Annotated in this window: 13 protein-coding genes and 1 tRNA gene; 2 read left to right on the top strand and 12 right to left on the bottom strand. The window is 55.3% G+C overall.

Going from position 1 to position 16,733, the window contains the following annotated elements; all coding sequences use genetic code 11:
- Positions 1-191: 191 nt before the first annotated feature.
- From K0B01_02115 to pcnB, 10 genes are all read right to left on the bottom strand, one after another.
- Positions 192-1,511 carry an insulinase family protein gene (locus K0B01_02115; protein ID MBW6484933.1) on the bottom strand — a complete coding sequence of 440 codons (1,320 nt, stop codon included), beginning with the start codon at positions 1,509-1,511 and terminating at the stop codon, positions 192-194.
- A gap of 1 nt (position 1,512) precedes the next feature.
- Entirely contained in the window at positions 1,513-3,621 is a 2,109-nt protein-coding gene (locus K0B01_02110) for a polyribonucleotide nucleotidyltransferase (protein ID MBW6484932.1), read from the bottom strand.
- A gap of 187 nt (positions 3,622-3,808) precedes the next feature.
- Positions 3,809-4,075: a 30S ribosomal protein S15 gene (rpsO, locus tag K0B01_02105; GenBank protein ID MBW6484931.1), complete on the bottom strand. Its 267-nt coding sequence runs from the start codon at positions 4,073-4,075 to the stop codon at positions 3,809-3,811.
- Positions 4,076-4,128: 53 nt separating this feature from the next.
- Positions 4,129-5,097, bottom strand: a complete 969-nt coding sequence (gene truB, locus K0B01_02100; protein ID MBW6484930.1) for a tRNA pseudouridine(55) synthase TruB — start codon at positions 5,095-5,097, stop codon at positions 4,129-4,131.
- Entirely contained in the window at positions 5,085-6,041 is a 957-nt protein-coding gene (locus K0B01_02095) for a bifunctional oligoribonuclease/PAP phosphatase NrnA (GenBank protein ID MBW6484929.1), read from the bottom strand. Before K0B01_02095 ends, truB begins: the two co-directional genes overlap by 13 nt.
- Positions 6,022-6,417 (bottom strand): 30S ribosome-binding factor RbfA, encoded by a 396-nt coding sequence (rbfA, locus tag K0B01_02090; GenBank protein MBW6484928.1) that lies wholly within the window; start codon positions 6,415-6,417, stop codon positions 6,022-6,024. Before rbfA ends, K0B01_02095 begins: the two co-directional genes overlap by 20 nt.
- Before the next feature lie 21 nt (positions 6,418-6,438).
- Positions 6,439-9,234, bottom strand: a complete 2,796-nt coding sequence (infB, locus tag K0B01_02085) for a translation initiation factor IF-2 (protein ID MBW6484927.1) — start codon at positions 9,232-9,234, stop codon at positions 6,439-6,441.
- 59 nt (positions 9,235-9,293) lie between these two features.
- The gene (gene nusA / locus K0B01_02080; protein ID MBW6484926.1) at positions 9,294-10,550 is read right to left on the bottom strand and encodes a transcription termination factor NusA; all 1,257 of its coding nucleotides are present in this window, start codon (positions 10,548-10,550) and stop codon (positions 9,294-9,296) included.
- A 48-nt stretch (positions 10,551-10,598) separates the two neighbouring features.
- Positions 10,599-11,069, bottom strand: a complete 471-nt coding sequence (locus K0B01_02075; protein MBW6484925.1) for a ribosome maturation factor RimP — start codon at positions 11,067-11,069, stop codon at positions 10,599-10,601.
- Between the two features lie 143 nt (positions 11,070-11,212).
- Positions 11,213-12,544, bottom strand: a complete 1,332-nt coding sequence (gene pcnB / locus K0B01_02070; GenBank protein ID MBW6484924.1) for a polynucleotide adenylyltransferase PcnB — start codon at positions 12,542-12,544, stop codon at positions 11,213-11,215.
- Between the two features lie 404 nt (positions 12,545-12,948).
- Between pcnB and K0B01_02065 the strand changes: the two genes are divergently transcribed.
- The gene (locus tag K0B01_02065) at positions 12,949-14,226 is read left to right on the top strand and encodes an outer membrane beta-barrel domain-containing protein (protein ID MBW6484923.1); all 1,278 of its coding nucleotides are present in this window, start codon (positions 12,949-12,951) and stop codon (positions 14,224-14,226) included.
- 605 nt (positions 14,227-14,831) lie between these two features.
- On the top strand, positions 14,832-15,548 hold the full coding sequence (locus K0B01_02060) for an acyl-CoA dehydrogenase (GenBank protein MBW6484922.1): 717 nt from the start codon (positions 14,832-14,834) through the stop codon (positions 15,546-15,548).
- A gap of 102 nt (positions 15,549-15,650) precedes the next feature.
- Here the strand turns inward: K0B01_02060 and K0B01_02055 are convergent.
- Both K0B01_02055 and K0B01_02050 read right to left on the bottom strand, forming a co-directional pair.
- Positions 15,651-15,725, bottom strand: a tRNA-Gly gene (locus K0B01_02055).
- 72 nt (positions 15,726-15,797) lie between these two features.
- A complete protein-coding gene (locus tag K0B01_02050) occupies positions 15,798-16,727 on the bottom strand; it encodes a 2-dehydropantoate 2-reductase (protein ID MBW6484921.1) in 930 nt (309 codons plus the stop codon).
- Positions 16,728-16,733 lie beyond the last annotated feature (6 nt).

Raw genomic sequence — 16,733 nt, 5'->3', positions numbered from 1 at the left:
TGACCCCGAGGAAGCGGACATTCCTTGCCTTTAGCGAAAATGCCCGTGTTGACTTCCACTACACATACAGTGTCGTCCTTCCTGTTGCGACAATTACGTGGCTCAATTCCTTCAACCTTACGGCTTACGGCCTGCTTGCTTGCTGTCCTACGCTTAAAACTGACTGTTACCAATCAGCCTCCAAGGACTCGCTACCCGGTGGATGGCCTTCCTTCCGGGGCGGGACTTTCACCCGCTTGATTACGCGACCTTGCCCGGCCGCACATGTGACTCTGACCCCAATTATCCTCGGAAACGGGGCCCAGGGCCGCCACGGCCAGGGAGTCCTCGCGAAATATCCGTTCGGCAAGAGAGCGTATTTCCTCTCTTTGCACGGCATCGATACGGGATACGACATCCTCCGGAGTGATCTGCCGTCCAAAATAAATCTCGTTTCTGGCCAAACCCGTCATCCGGTTATCGGTGCTCTCCATTCCCAACAGATAGTTTCCCTTCAGGAGCTCCTTGGCCGAGTTCAGTTCTTTTTCGCTGATCCGCTCGGCGGCGCAGCGCGCCAACTCCTCTTTGATGACGCCCAGCGTCTCTTTGAGATTCGCGGCTTGCGTGGCCACATAGACTCCCAAAATCCCGGCGTCGCGATAGGATGTCAGATAGGAACCAACATCGTAGGCTAACCCCCGCTTCTCCCGGATTTCCTGAAACAGCCGGGAGCTCATGCTCCCCCCCAGCACGGCGTTCAACAAAAAGGCCGCATGCCGCCCATTGTCTATCGCCGCAGGCGCCGTTGCCCCCACGATCAGATGCGCCTGCTCCAGTTTCTTGTAAAAAATGGCGGTCCCGGCCTGGGGCGCCGGGGCCTCAATCTGGTTCACTATCGCCAAATCCGGCAAGGACCGGAACGCCCTGTCTATTAATTCAACTATATGAGCATGCTTTAGATGGCCCGCGGCGGCGATCACCAGATTCTTCCCCTTGTAGCGGTCATGGAAGAAACTCAGCAGGCCGTCGCGGCGCAGGGACGCTACCCGCTCTTTTGAACCGAGGATGTGCAATCCCAAAGGATGCTCTTTCCAAAAGAGCCCTTCAAAGAGATCATAGATGTAATCACCCGGCTCATCCTCGGCCATCCGGATCTCCTGAAGCACCACCGCCCGCTCCTTATTTATGTCATCCTCGTCGAAACGGGAACTCAGAAAAATATCGGCCAGCAGATCAACCGCTGTTTCAATGTGAAAGTCGGGGATTTTTATATAGAAGGAGGTGGACTCCTTGCCGGTGGCGGCATTCATTATCCCGCCTACGGAATCTATGGCAGAGGCAATCTCGAAGGCGGAGCGCCGCTTGGTGCCCTTGAAAAGCATGTGTTCAATAAAGTGGGCAGTTCCGTTATTGACGTCGTTTTCGTGACGGGAACCGCTTTCAACACAGATTCCGATGGAGATAGACCGGACATGGTCTATCTCCTCGGATACAATCCTGATGCCGTTGTCCAGGACGGTTCGGCTGACCATGTTATTCGAGCGCATCCTTCCGGCTGAGACGGATTTTCCCCTGCTTGTCAACTTCGAGCACCTTCACCTTCACCTCGTCGCCTTCCTGCAGGATATCGGTGACCTTGTTTACCCGCTCTTTGGCAAGCTGCGAGATATGCAGAAGGCCCTCCGTTCCGGGGATGATCTCGACAAAGGCGCCGAAATCAACGATCTTCTTGACGGTGCCGGTATAGATCTTGCCGACTTCCGCTTCCTCGGTCAGCCATTTCACCATTGCGACCGCCCGGGAGGACGCATCGGCATCGGAGGACGCGATGGTTACAGTGCCGTCGTCCTCGATGTTTATTTCGACCCCGGTCTCCGCCACAATCTGGCGAATGTTCTTGCCGCCAGACCCGATCACGTCCCGGACCTTTTCCGGGCGAACCTTGACAGTGGTGATTTTCGGCGCGTGTTTCGACATCTCTATATTCGGTGCAGCGAGCGTCTCGCGCAGCTTCCCGATGATATAAAGCCTCCCTTCGCGGGCCTGGCTGAGGGCCTTGCGGAGAATATCCTTGGTCAGATTGTCGATCTTGATATCCATCTGCATGGAGTTTATACCCTTCTCGGTTCCGCAGACCTTGAAATCCATGTCCCCGGCGTGATCCTCATCGCCCAGGATATCGGTAAGAACGACCACCTTGCCCTCTTCCTGCAGCAGGCCCATCGCCACCCCCGCAACGATGTCCCGAATCGGGACCCCGGCGTCCATCAGGGCCAGGCAGCCGCCGCAGACGGTCGCCATCGAAGAGGAGCCATTGGAGGCCATAATGTCGGAAACGACCCTGATCGTATAGGGAAACGAATCCTTCGTGGGCAAAACCGGAAGCAGCGCCCTTCTGGCCAGCGCCCCGTGGCCGATCTCGCGCCGACCCGGACTGCGGAGCGGCTTGGCCTCGCCGACCGAGTAGGGGGGGAAGTTGTAATGGAGCAGGAAGGAACGCGTCTCCTCACCGGCAATATAGTCCATCCGCTGCTCGTCATGGGACGTCCCCAGCGTGACCGTGACTAATGCCTGCGTCTCGCCCCGGGTGAAGATCGCCGAGCCGTGGGCGCGGGGCAGCATGCCGACTTCGCACGTTATCGGACGCACCTCCGTGCTCGAGCGGCCATCGATCCGGCGATTTTCTTTAATAATCATTTCGCGCAGGATGCGCCTTTCCAGCGATTCGACAATCTCCAGTATCTTGCCCTTCAGCCCTGGGTTTTCCGCCGTCAATTCCTGGACGACGTTTCTCCGGACATCGCCGAGTTTGGCGTAGCGCTCCAGCTTTCCCGCGATCGAGTAGCCCTCTTTGAGCCCCGGCAGGGCAATTTCCGTCACCTTTGCTGCGAGTTCCTCATCCACCGGAGGCGCCTTAAAAGCCCGTTTCGGCTTGCCGATTTCGCCGCGCACTTTGTCCTGCAGGTCGATCACCGGACGCATCGCCTCCAGGCCGAAACTGATCGCGTCCACGACGATATCCTCTGCCACCTCTTGCAGCGCCCCTTCGAGCATCACCAGGTTGACATCGTAATCCCTTCCCTCCGTCCCCGGAACGATCTTGCGCCCCACCAAAAAGAGGTTCAGCTCGCTTTTTTCCTGAAGCGCCAGGGGCGGATTCGCCAGCAAAGCGCCGTCCACACGGCAGACGCGCACCCCGGCAATCGGCCCTTTGAACGGGATATCCGAAATCTCCAGAGCCGCCGAGGCCGCAAGCATCGCGGTCACATCGGAATCGTTCTCCTCATCAACGGAAAGAACCGATGCCACAAGCTGGGTTTCATGAAAATAATTTTTGGGAAAGAGCGGCCGGATGGAACGATCGATGATCCGCGAGGTCAGGATCTCCTTTTCGTTGGGACGCCCCTCCCGTTTGAAAAAACCGCCCGGGATCTTGCCCGCGGCATAGGTCCTCTCCTGATAATCAACCGTAAGCGGGAGAAAATCGCCGCCCTCCCTTGCCGTTTTCAGAGAAACGGCGGTTACCAGAACGACTGTCTCTCCATAAGTGGCCAAAACCGCGCCGTCCGCCTGCCCTGCCAGATAATCCGTTTTCAGGGAGATTGTTCTGCCTGCAAATTCCGCATTGAATGTCTTAATCATACTCACCTCTTCAATTAAATGTTTGCGTGCGGGACGTAAACAGCGCAGCAAGTAAAAGGCAAAAGCAAAAAGCCGGCTGCAGGGAATCAATAACCAGCCGTTAAGGCAACTTTCCCCGGCACGCAACTTTTTACTGTTTACTTTTTACTTCCTGCTTCTGCCCGATGTCCCGCACAATTGTCTGATGCTACTTCCTGAGACCAAGACGTCCGATCACCGTCCGGTAGCGTTCGACGTCCTTCTCCTTCATATAGTCGAGCAGTCTGCGTCTTTGGCCTACCAGTTTCAGCAGTCCGCGTCGAGAATGATGATCCTTCTTGTGCGTCTTGAAATGTTCCGTCAGGTACTCTATCCTGGCGCTCAGAAGAGCGACCTGAACCTCCGGAGAGCCGGTATCCTTCTCGTGCAACTGATAATTACCAATAATTTCTTTTCTTTTGCCTACATCTAACACTTCTTTCGTCCTCCCTTAATTAATTGCTGTTATAACGAAAATCAACATCCTCATCAGTCATCAAAGACGCGTAAAATCTTTACTGCCTGGATCTTCAGCCGGTCGGAAAACAGCTCCTCCGACGAACATAACATCCGGGCCACAGCCACGAGGCGGCTTTCGTCGGTTACGAGTTTTACCACATCTCCTTCCGCAAGAAAAGGAATATGATAACGGAGCAGAACCTCGCCTGTCGGTTGATAGCCATTTTTTAATTTTTCCGCCAGCGGCCGGTCAACCTCAATAAGCGGGAATTCCGGCAGCAGTTCCACAAGCGGCGTCAATTTTGTCGCCGCTTGTGCCCATCCCTCCTCTTGCAGAAGGCCGTCCAGGGCTATAGCTGAATCGAGATTGAACATGCCGCTGCGCGTCCGGCGCAACCCCGACATACACCCGCCGCAACCGAGCGCCTCCCCGGCCTCCGCACACAAAGAGCGGATATACGTGCCCTTGGAGCAGGAAACGGTGAAGACAACCTCCGGAAGAGAAAATTCATTGATGCGGACATCGTAAATCTCCACCTCCCGTTCCGGAGGCTCAACGTCTATTCCCCGCCTCGTCCAATCGTAAAGAGCCCGGCCTTTCACCTTAACCGCCGAGTACCGCGGGACAGTCTGCTTTAGCTTCCCGATAAAGTTTTTTAAAACCGTTTCCACCTGCTCCCGGCTGACCAGCGGAACCTCCCGGGAAAGAACGCTTCCCTCCGTATCGAGGGTATCGGTTCTGACCCCAAGCAGCAGAGTCGCCCGGTACTCTTTGCCGTCATTTGCCAGAAACTGCACTAATTTTGTCGCTTCATTCAGGCAAACCGGCAAAACGCCCGTAGCGAGAGGATCCAGCGTCCCCGTATGGCCGACCTTGCTTATGCCTGAAATCCTGCGGACACGCGCGACAACGTCATGAGAGGTCATCCCCGAGGGTTTGTCGATGACCACAACCCCGTTCATGCGTTGAAAGCGCAGCTTAATATTTAAAATATGCAATCCCTGATCGCCTCACTGACGCGCCTGCGAATCTCCGACAGCTCCCCGGAAATGCGGAAGCCGGCGGCGTTGACATGCCCCCCCCCGCCAAAGAACCGGGCAACGCGCTCTACATTTGCTTTCCCCTTGGAGCGGAGGCTGATCTTGAAGCGCCCGTCAACCAGCTCGGAATACAGCAGGGAAATTTCCACGCCGCGGATGGAACGGGGAAAATCGACGAACCCCTCGGCATGATCGGGAAGCGCCCCGGCCTCGGCAAGGGCTTTTTGCGTCACAACAAGCGAACCTACCCGTCCCTCTTCTTCCAAAGTCAGAGTCGGCAAAACCATCGCCAGCAACCGAATCCGCCCCGGATGGTCGGATTCATAGACGTTTTCAGAAATCCATTGGGGATTGGCGCCTTTTTCCACCAGCTCCGCCGCCGCCAGCAGGGCGTCGCGGCGGGTGTTGCCGTAACGAAACCCGCCGGTATCGGTTACAATTGCCGTGTAAAGACAAGTCGCTATCTCACTGGTCAACGGAAATTCCAGGTGCCGGGCCAGGCGAAAGATAAGCTCGCCGGTAGAGCTCGCATCCGCATCAAGCAGGCAAGCATCGCAGAACCCCCCGTTGGCGACATGGTGATCGATGTTCACAAGCCGGGTGATTTTTGCAATCTGCGCCGCTTCCTTGCCAATCCGTTCCAGTTCACCGCAATCGAGAATAACGGCCACCTCAAAATTCTCGACAGGCGGCAAATCCCGGGTAATCAGATCGCTGCCGGGAAGAAAAAGGAAGTTTTCGGGCGTGCTGTCCTGATTGTAAACGACGGCATCCTTTCCCATGCCGCGCAGCATATTATAAAGGCCCAACGTCGAACCAACGGCGTCCCCGTCCGGACGCTCGTGAGCAGCAATCAGAAATGTTTGATGCTGCCGGATCAATTCACCTATCTGTTGAAGCATTCCCCTCCTCGTTGCACAAAAAATCATCTTCCTTTTTATGAATCTCCGCGATCAGCTCTTCAATCCTTTCGCCATAGGCAAAAGAGGGGTCGTAGGAGAAAAACAGTTCCGGAGCGTAACGCAGTTGGAGCCTCCGTCCCAATTCCCGTCTCAAAAATCCGGACGCCTTTTTCAGCCCCTCCTTGACCCCTTCGCTGCATTCGTTCTTCCCAAATTCGACGAAAAAAATCCTCGCCGAACGCAGATCGTCGGAAACTTTGACCCCGGTAATCGTAAGAACGCCGATGCGGGGGTCGCGAACCTGTTTCAGCAGGATATCCGCTATCTCTATTTTGATCAGATCGGCCACGCGATCTGCCCTTTTGAACCCGGTCATTTTGACTCTGCCTTTATAAAACTACAATTTACGCTCGATTTGTTCCTTTACGTAGGTTTCGATGATATCCCTTGCCTTCATATCATTGAACCCCTCAATCCCGATCCCGCATTCAAAACCGGCGGCTACCTCTTTGGCATCGTCCTTGAACCGCCTGAGCGAGGCAATTTTCCCCTCAAAAACCACAACCCCGTCCCGAATCAGGCGCAGGCCGGCCGACCGGACAATCTTGCCGTCCAGAACGAAACTCCCGGCAATGGCACCGATCTTCGGAACGCGGAAAACCTCCCTGATCTCGGCGCGCCCCTGGACAACCTCCTTATAGACTGGCTCCAGCAGACCCTCCATAGCCGCCCTTATATCAGCGATCGCATTATAAATAATGTCATAAAGTTTGATGTCTATTCCTTCATGCTCCGCCAGCTCCGCAACCCGCGCGTCCGGCCGCACATTGAACCCGATGATGATCGCGTCCGACGCCGAGGCAAGCATGACGTCATTTTCGGTAATGGTTCCCGTAGAGCTGTGAATTATTTTAAGTTTTATATCGCTTGTGCTGAGCTTGTTGAGAGCCTCGCACAGGGCCTCGACGGAGCCCTGCACATCCGCTTTGACGATGACATTCAGTTCCTTGGCCCCCTCCTTTATCCGCTGATAGAGCTGTTCCAGCGTTACCTTCGAGGATACGGAAAGATCCCTTTCCCGTTCCTTGCGGATCCAGTACTGGCCTATGCTTCTCGCCTTTTTCTCATCCTCGACGCAGACGAACTCGGTGCCTACCTGCGGCACGCGGGAGAAACCAACGACCTCAACCGGCATCGACGGGCCGGCTTCACTGATTTTTTTGCCCTGATCGTTCACCAGGGCGCGCACCCGGCCAAATTCCGTTTTGGAAACAAAGGCATCCCCCTCATGCAAGGTGCCCTCCTGAATCAGAACAGTCGCCAACGGCCCCCGTCCCCGGTCCAGCTTGGCTTCGATTATGACGCCGCGGGCGGGACGATCCGGATCGGCCTTCAGTTCCATAATATCGGTTTGCAGGATGATCATCTCCAAAAGCCCTTCAATGCCTATCTTTTTCTTTGCAGAAACCTCGCAGAAGATGGTCTCCCCGCCCCATTCCTCGGACAGGAGGTTGTACTCCGTCAGGGTCTGGCGGATCTTGGCCGGGTCCGCCCCCGGCTTGTCGATTTTGTTGATGGCAACGATGATCGGCACTCCGGCAACCTTGGCATGATTGATCGCCTCGACGGTCTGACCCATAATGCCGTCGTCCGCGGCGACAACCAATACCACAATATCCGTCACCTGGGCGCCGCGCGCCCGCATTGCGGTAAACGCCTCATGCCCCGGCGTATCCAGAAAAACAATATCCCGGTTGTTGATATTGACGCGGTACGCGCCGATTGCCTGGGTTATGCCGCCCGCCTCGCCGTCGATCACGTTGGTCTGCCTGATCGCGTCGAGCAGGGAAGTTTTGCCGTGATCAACATGCCCCATAATCGTGACAACTGGCGCCCGCAACCTGAGCTTCTCAGGGGAATCAACTTCCCGCTGCATAATTTCTTCCCGCTCGCCCTGCAACGAAGCTTCCACCTGGTATCCAAAATCCGCAGCTATCAGGGAGGCCGTATCGATATCAACCGACTGGTTGATCGTCAACATCAGCCCGAGACCGATCAGCTTGTTGATAACCTCCGACGCCTTGATCCCCATCCTTTTGGCGAGCTCGCCTACGCTTATCGCCTCGTCAACATGAATCCTTCGCTTGATCGCCTTGGGCGTTGTGATCAGCGTTTTTTTCATCTTGACAGGCGCGGGCTTCTTCTCTTCGCGCCATTTCGGGCGTCGTTCCTGCTGATCAGGGTCTATCGGCTGTCCCTTCTTATCAACCAACTTCTTCAGAAAAGGTTTCTTCCGGGGTGCATCATCGCTCATGAGAACTTCAAAGGGCGCCTTTGCTCCCCCCTTCTTCTTCAGTTTGTCAATCGCTTCCGCAGGCTTGCCTGATTTGCCGAAACGCGCTGGCGAAGGCGCCGCAGCGCCCTCTCCCTTGCGAAATGGCTCCTTGGAAGGCGCCTGCAAAGGTTTGGCAGGGGGGGCGCCAGGTTTTGGCCTTTGCCCAAACGGCTGCTTTCTGGTTTCGGCTGCCGGGTGATGCACCCTCGGGGCTGCATCTTGCGGGCTTTTAGCCCCGGCGCTTACAGATGCTGCCGCCTCCGGCTGCACAGCCGCAACCTTTTCTTCACGCTCGCCCTGCGTTTCCGCAGACGCTGCCGTTGCCGGTTGCGCCACACGGCTTTCTGACTCTGCGACAGGCTTTTGGGCAAGCTCCTCCTTCCGGGGAACATTGGCCGGCACAACAGGCGGCCGACGGATAACACCTCGTAGAGGCTCATGCCTGTAGATCGAGGTCCTTACCGGAGTTTGCTTTACCGGCTCTTGCTTGTTCGGCTCTTGCGCTACCGGCGGCTCTAACTGAACACCCGCCGCAACCGGCGCGGCCGTTTCGGCAGGTTTTTCAATCTCAACAGGGGCGATCTCGGTGCTTGCCTCGGCGCTTTCTTCTTCAGCAGAGACATCTTCAACGGCAGCAGGCACAGCCCTTCTTCTGATTACCGTGGACTTGATCCTTTTTTCCACTATCTCTTTCGGCTCTTTTGACAGCAGTTCTGACTGTATCCTCTCCAGTTCACCGTCCTCGAGTGCACTTGAATGGGATTTGCCGGTAATACCAATCCTTTCCAGTCGCGCGATCAGCTCCTTGTTCTCAAGCCCCAAATCCTTTGCCAGTTCATAAACCCTTTTTTTCGACATACTCAACACTCTCTCCTATCGAACGTCTCCTCAAAAGCCCTTTCGACAATATAAAAATATTACTTTTCCCCAAGCTCTTGATCGATAGCCATTTCCGCCCCTTTTATCCAGGCTTCGGCAGTGGTTTCACCCACGCCAGGCAGGGCAGAAAGCTGTTCCACGTCGGCGGCGGCCAGCATCGCTACGCTCTTCAAGCCGGCGGCAACAAGTTTTTCCGCATTCATTTCCCCTATGCCGGGTATTTCCATTAAAGCCATGTAACCATCTTCCTCAGTCTTTGCGGCTGTCGCCGACTCGCTTTTTACATCAATCTTCCAACTGGTCAATTTTACCGCCAATCTGACATTTTGGCCACTCTTGCCAATTGCCAGCGAAAGCTGATCATCGGCAACAATTACCTCCATCGCCCTGTTTTCTTCATCAACGAACACCCTGTTCACCTTGGCCGGGGCAAGAGCATTGCAAACATATTTGGCCTGATCTTCCGAATAGGGGACTATGTCTATCTTTTCTCCCCGGAGCTCCTGAACCACGCTCTGCACCCGGGCGCCCCTCATCCCCACACAGGCGCCCACCGGATCTATATCCTTGTCTCTGGTCCGGACGGCGATCTTGGAACGTTTCCCGGGCTCCCGGGCCACGTTGACGATTTCTATGAGTCCCTCTGCAATTTCAGGAACTTCCAGTGCAAACAGGGCCTTCAAAAAACCGGGATGGGTGCGCGACAGTATAATCTGCGGACCTCTGGTAATCTTTTTAACCTCGCAGATAAAGCTTCTTATTCTGTCCCCCCTTTTGTAGGCTTCTTTGAAGATCTGCTCATTCACCGGCAATACGCCCTCTGTAGTGCCAAGGTTGACAATTATGTTTCCCCCCTCGACCCTCTGGACAAACCCATTGCTGATATCGCCTTTTTTGTCATGGTATTCTTCATATATATTATCGCGTTCCGCATCTTTTACCCGCTGGATAATTATCTGCCTGGCCGTTTGCACAGCGATGCGGCCGAAGGTGTTCGTCTCAATCTTGCTGCCCAGAACGTCGCCAAACTGCGCTTCCTCATCAAGGTTTGCCACTGCCTCTTCAAGGGAAATCTGCGTCTCGGGATCCATGACCTTTTCCACTACAGTCTTGAACTGAAAGACCTCGATCTCGCCGGCCTCGTCATTATAATGAGCCTCCAATTCCACGTCAGCGCCCAGTTTCTTTCGGGCAGCCATCAGCATGGCGTCTTCCAGCGCCTGGATGATCACCTCCTTGTCTATCCCGCGATCCTTTCCCATCTGTTCGATCAGACGTTTTAGCTCCGCAAACATTCAAAAAACCTCCACTTTTATTCGTTAATAACCATTATAATGACAAGGTTACAATGTATATTCCAGATTGGCCCTGAAAACCTTTTCCCTCGGGATGCGCAAGGTTTGACCATCCACGGACATCACAATGACCTTTCCTGCAACGTCGCTGTCCTCATAACTTACCAACTCGCCCCGCAAGTCGCGCCGTCCTTCCAGTTTATCCAGAAGCCGGACATGAATCCGGGAACCGCAATACCTTGCAAAATCCTTGTCCCTGTGGAGCGGACGATCGAGACCCGGCGAGGAAATCTCCAGTGTATATTGCCCCGGCGGCACATCATGGACATCCAGCAGGTCGCCCAGCTTGTCGCTTACCTGTGCGCAGTCGTCCACGGCGACCCCGCCTGCCTTGTCGATGTAAACGCGCACCAGCCAGCAGGCCTTCATCTTCAGGCATTCCACCAGAACCATCTCCATCCCCTCAGCGGCGATCAGCGGCTCTGCAAGTTGCCCAATTTGTTCTTCATACGTTTGCATGGTCCCAGCAGCCAACCTTCTTGTTGTAAAATCCGGCTTCCCCATCTCTCTAAAAAAAAAGTGGGCACAAGCCCACTCATCAAAACCTGCCGATGATTTTGTCGTCTTCTACCATCTGCCGAGGATCATTGCAAGAAGAAAATTTAAGGCGCGACAATACGTTCCGCAGGACGAGCGCTGCGTCTTTTCCTTCTGCGGCGTTTTGCCGGCGCCGCGGCCTCAGCGCCAGGAGGGTCCAACCGGGTTTCGGCGGGGGCATTTATGAAGTTTTTCCACCATTCACGAGCTTTCCTGCCTTCTTCTTGCGTCCGGGTCGTGAAGATCAGATACGTCATGGCATCCGAGAATTCGGGCCGACCGGCCAGGGAGGCGGGACGCCGCGGCGGTATTCTGTGCAGGGAGGGCTGCAAGGAAAGAATGCGGCGCAGTTGACCGCTGATCCGTCCCGGCACGCTGACGGTAGTTGCCAGCTCCGTTAGAAACGATTCACAGGCGGCATCCAGGGCCTGCAAATAGGGAACGCCCTCACGGTGACGGGCCAGGGCGTCCTCTTCCAGCCCGGGGCCAAAGAGCATTGCCAGAAAAAGCGGGGGAGAGGGGGAGAGTCCCTTTTGCAGGAGCCGATCGAGACTGTCCATGTTTGCTTGCAAGACCGCAGTCAGATCGCCTTTGGCGGCGGACCACCGAATCAGCGCGGGGAAAAGGGCGGCAAGGAGCCCGCTTTTCTCCAAAAGGGTAAAAACCGGACGGGCAGATCCGAGCAGGAAGATCTTCAGCATTTCCTCGTAGAGCCTCGCCGGCGCGGCGCGGACGATGGTGGGAGCAAGTTCGCAGATAACATCCCAAGCCTCCGCATCTATGGCAAAATCGTGGGAGGCGGCAAAACGGACGGCGCGAATCATCCGCACCGGGTCTTCCGTAAACCGGACAAAGGGATCGCCGATGGGACGAATGAGCCGCTGTTCCAAATCGCTCATCCCATTGGTGTAGTCAATAACCGAAAAATCAGCGATGCTGTAGGCCAGGGCGTTGATGGTTAAATCGCGGCGAAGGGCGTCCTCCTCCGGAGTCCCGAAAACATTGTCGCGCAGCACCATTCCGTCTTCGTCTTTCAGATGAAGCGGCGGCCGTTTTTCGCCGTCCGCTTCTTTCACTTCCTCTACCTCGGAAGGCGCGGATGCGCGAAAGGTGGAGACCTCCAGAATTTCATCCTGAAAATGCAGATGCACCAGCCGAAAACGGCGGCCGATAACCCGGGCATTGCGAAAGAGATGTTTGATCTGGCCGGGTGCGGCATTTGTCACTATGTCAAAATCCTTGGGAGTGCGCCCCAGAAGCAGGTCGCGGACGCACCCGCCCACGAGGTAGGCGACAAAACCATTGTCCTGAAGACGATAAAGGGTATGCAGCGCGTTGGGGCTGATCTGCTTGCGGGATATTCCGTGTTCCTCTCGACCAATAATTCGTGGTTGCATGGCGGTCGCTATATACATCGAAAGCCCGGGGTGTCAATACGAATTTTCATCTCCTCCGCTTTGCAGGGTGAATAAAATGAGGCATGTTCGCAACAAACCGGTTTCGGCCATGCCTGCTGCTGAATGTAATTGCCAATATTTTTTTGTTCAACGTGACTAATTTCACTTTTTTACGCATATTATACTTGACAAAAGGCCTCCCAATGGCTGATAGTGTTTCCAAATACTTGCATTGGTGTGTAAAGTGTCAAATTCATTATGAGAAAAGTGCAACTGGCTGTTTTTAGTGGGGAAGGTAACGGCCCGGCAGGCTGGGAGTAAATCCTGCGGGCGGTGTTGTCAGTTACTTGGGAATATCGAAGATATTGTAATATTATTTTTAACCATTAAAAGGAGGAGGAACAATGAAGAAAATGGTTTTGGGCGTTGCCGTGCTTCTGCTGCTGGTATTTGCAGCCACGGGCATGGCCGAGGTGAAGGCGGGCTCGCTTTCGATCACTCCTTACATCGGGGGTTACCGGTTTGAGGGAAATATGGACGTCGAAAACGGACCGGTCTTTGGTCTGCGCGGTGGGTACAACTTTACAAAGAATGCGGGGCTCGAAGGGTACTTCCACTATGTGAAAGCCGAATTCAAGGGCGTAGCCGGCAATCCTGACATGAAGCTGCTCGGCTACGGCATTGACGGCCTCTACCATTTTCTGCCGGGCAACCGCCTGGTGCCCTTTCTGGCCGCAGGCGTCGGAATGACCCATTACGACCCGGAGATAATGAACAGCCGCAACAAGTTAACGATCAATTACGGCGGCGGGCTCAAGTATTTTCTCACTGATAATGTGGCACTCCGGGCTGATTTACGACATGTCCTGCCCATAAATGGCCGTTACAACGATCTGCTCTACACCATCGGCGTCACCTTCGCCTTCGGCGGGGCAAAGGAGACGCCCGCACCCGCGGCAGCAGCAAAACCCGCTCCCGCTCCCGTTGCCCCGGCGGCGCCGGCTGCTGTGGTTATCGGCGATTCCGATAATGACGGCGTTCTGGACAACCAGGACAAATGCCCTGGAACCCCTGCCGGTGTAAAGGTCGATGCGGTTGGCTGTCCCCTTGATGCGGACGGAGACGGCGTTTACGATTATCTGGACAAGTGCCCCGGGACCCCCGCCGGTGTAAAGGTCGATGCGGTCGGCTGTCCCCTTGATGCGGACGGAGACGGCGTTTACGATTATCTGGACAGGTGCCCCGGGACCCCCGCCGGTGTAAAAGTCGATGCGGTCGGCTGTCCGCCTCCGGCGCCCGCAACCCCCAAGGAGAAGGCAATCATCGAGAAGGGCAGGGTAACCCTGAATGTGGAGTTCGACTTCGACAAGGCAGTGGTAAAGAAACAGTACTATAATGAAATTAATGAACTGGCCACTGTCCTGAAAAAATACCCTGAGCTCAAGATCGCAATCGAGGGACATACGGACAGCATTGGCAAGGCCGCCTACAACGAAAAGCTTTCCCAGCGGCGGGCGGAGGCAGTAATGAATTATCTGATCAAACAATCGGAAATCGCTGCGGCGCGTTTGAGCGCCAAGGGGTACGGCGAGGCCCGGCCCATCGCCTCTAACGCCACCAAGGCAGGCCGTCAGAAGAATCGTCGGGTAGAGGCGGCGGCCGAGTACATCATCAAGAAGTAGCCAAAAAAGAATTGGCAACGCTCTCTTTAAACCGGGGCCCTGCGAACGGGCCCCGGTTTATTCGCTTCCCTGCCCCAAAAGACGACCTGCCTCATCATTCCCGTAAACATAACGCCGTTTCAGACATTGGCCGAGGTATGCGCCGATGCGGATAAAGAGTTGCTGCTGAGCCTGAAATCCGCCGACTTTCAGGAGGGGGTCGCGCACTTTCTGGAAAAACGCCCTCCCCGCTTCAGCGGGAAATAGAGACGCTGATCATCTTTTCTGACGCAGCCTGTTTAACAAATGCTCAATCAGATCCAGTGCGTCGGCATATGCTTGGAACATTATCAAGCAAGTTATTTTATATTCGCGCCTGGTGTTGTATAATGTTTGTCAAGCGGCGCTTATCCGTAAGGCCCCGGCTTTGCCTGAGGCGGCAATGCGACAAAAATTGGAGGAGAAAGCATGGATTTTGAATTGTCGGAAGAGCATAAGATGTTGAAGGATATGACGGCCAAGTCTGCTCAGGCGCAAAAATAAGCGCGGGCGCCTTCACCGAGCCCAACGCGGGCACGGACGTTGCCGGTTATGGTACGCGCGCCGTCAAGGATGGCAGCGACTATGTGATCAACGGCAACAAGATGTTTATAACCAATGGGACGGTCTGTGATTTCATGCTGACCGCTTGCATCACGAATCCAGAGGAGAAAAAACACAAAAGATTCAGTATAATCAGAATCCCCGCCGCTACAACGGGAATAACCCGCACCAAGATTCACGGGAAGATGGGGATCCGCACCACCGATACGGCGGAAATCGCCTTCGAAGATGTCCGGGTGCCCCAGTCCAATCTGATTGGAACGAAAGAGGGTCTGGGCTTCTATCAGCTTATGCATTTTTTCGATACGACGCGCATCCAGGTCGCCGGTCAGGCCCTGGGGCTTTCCGAGGCCTGTCTGGCGGAAAGCATCAAATATGTAAAGGAGCGAACAGTCTTCGGAGCGCCGCTGGGCTCCTACCAGCTTACCCGGAAAAAGCTTGCCGAGATGGCAATCCGCATTGAAGCGCTCCGGGGAATGACCTACAAGGCGGCGTGGCTGATGGATCAGGGACGTCCCGATTACACACTGGCTGCAATGGCGAAGTTTCTGGGCGGCGAGACCGCTGTCTTCTGCGCCAATTATGCCGTCGAACTCCACGGGGGCTACGGCTACATTAATGAATATGCTGTCGAAAAGCTGTACCGCGACGCCAAGGTTCTGGAACTCTTTGAAGGAACAAAGGAGGCGGAGATCATGACGATTGGCCGCACCCTCCAGACCGGATACCGTGCCGGGTAAGCTGCTCCTCCAGTGAGTCTTTTATTTTACTGCCGACCTGTCGGGGGAAAACGCGTCTGACGAAAACGGGGTTACGGAATATCCGTAACCCCGTGATTATTCTGGAGCGGGCGATGGGACTCGAACCCACGACGTCCAGCTTGGGAAGCTGACATTCTACCGCTGAATTACGCCCGCTCATTCAATACAGCGCTTGCCGCCAGTGCGGAAAAGCGAGCGCATCATATTAAAAGCCGCTATTTTGTCAAGCTATTTTTTCTGCCGCGTTCCCTCTTCCAATCCCTTGATCAGGCTGGTCAGCGTAAAATTGATTGGCGTCGGAACTCCCAGAGCCGCGCCTTCCCGGACAATCGCCCCGTTGATGAAATCAATTTCGGTGCGCCTCCCTCGTTCGATATCCTGACGCATGGACGAGATATTTTCTTTCGTGTTTCTCATTACCGCCTTGACATGTTCCAGCGGATCGCCGGCAAAGGCGAGCCGGATGCCCAGGCGGCGGGACACCTCCCGCGCCTCGCCGACAGCTTTTTCCATCAGCTCCGTCAACTCCGGGATCTCCAGAATCTGGCCGTTTTTAATCCGCGCCAGGGCGGTAATAGGGTTTATTCCAACATTTACCAGCAGTTTCCCCCAGATAATCCCCGGCAGGTTTTCGGCTATCACAGGATTCAGCCCGGCCTTTTCAAAGATTGCCCGCAGTTGCTCTATCCTCGCTGTTTTCCGACCGGAGGGCTCCCCGAAAGTCGTCGCCCCGGTTCCGGCATGGCGAATATGCCCGGGGGCAATCATCGTCGCCCCAAAGCCGCTCGTCCCCGCCAGTATCCGCTCTTCACCGGCTATCTCGGCCAATTGCTCGACATTGCCCAGACCGTTTTGCACGGTAAAAACGATCGTCTTTTCGCCCAGCAGGGACAGGGCGCCTTTCATTGCCTCACGGGTATGGTACGATTTGACAAAGACGATCACCAGATCGACCTTGCCGATTGCCCGCGGGTCGGTTTCCGCCTGCAACGGCAAGTTCCTGTCCCCGTTGGGAGAGGTAATGGTCAATCCCCGCTCCCGGATCGTCTGAACATGCGCCTCCCAGACATCCAGCAGCGTTACAGACTCCCCCGCCTCCGAAAGCAGCGCGCCGTACAGGCATCCCATCGCCCCGGCGCCCAAAACCGCAATTTTCATCTTGCC

The organism is Syntrophobacterales bacterium (assembly GCA_019429105.1).
Taxonomy (GTDB): domain Bacteria; phylum Desulfobacterota; class Syntrophia; order Syntrophales; family UBA5619; genus DYTH01.
Note: the sequence above shows the minus strand (reverse complement) of the source record. Positions and strands in the feature narration are given on the sequence as shown.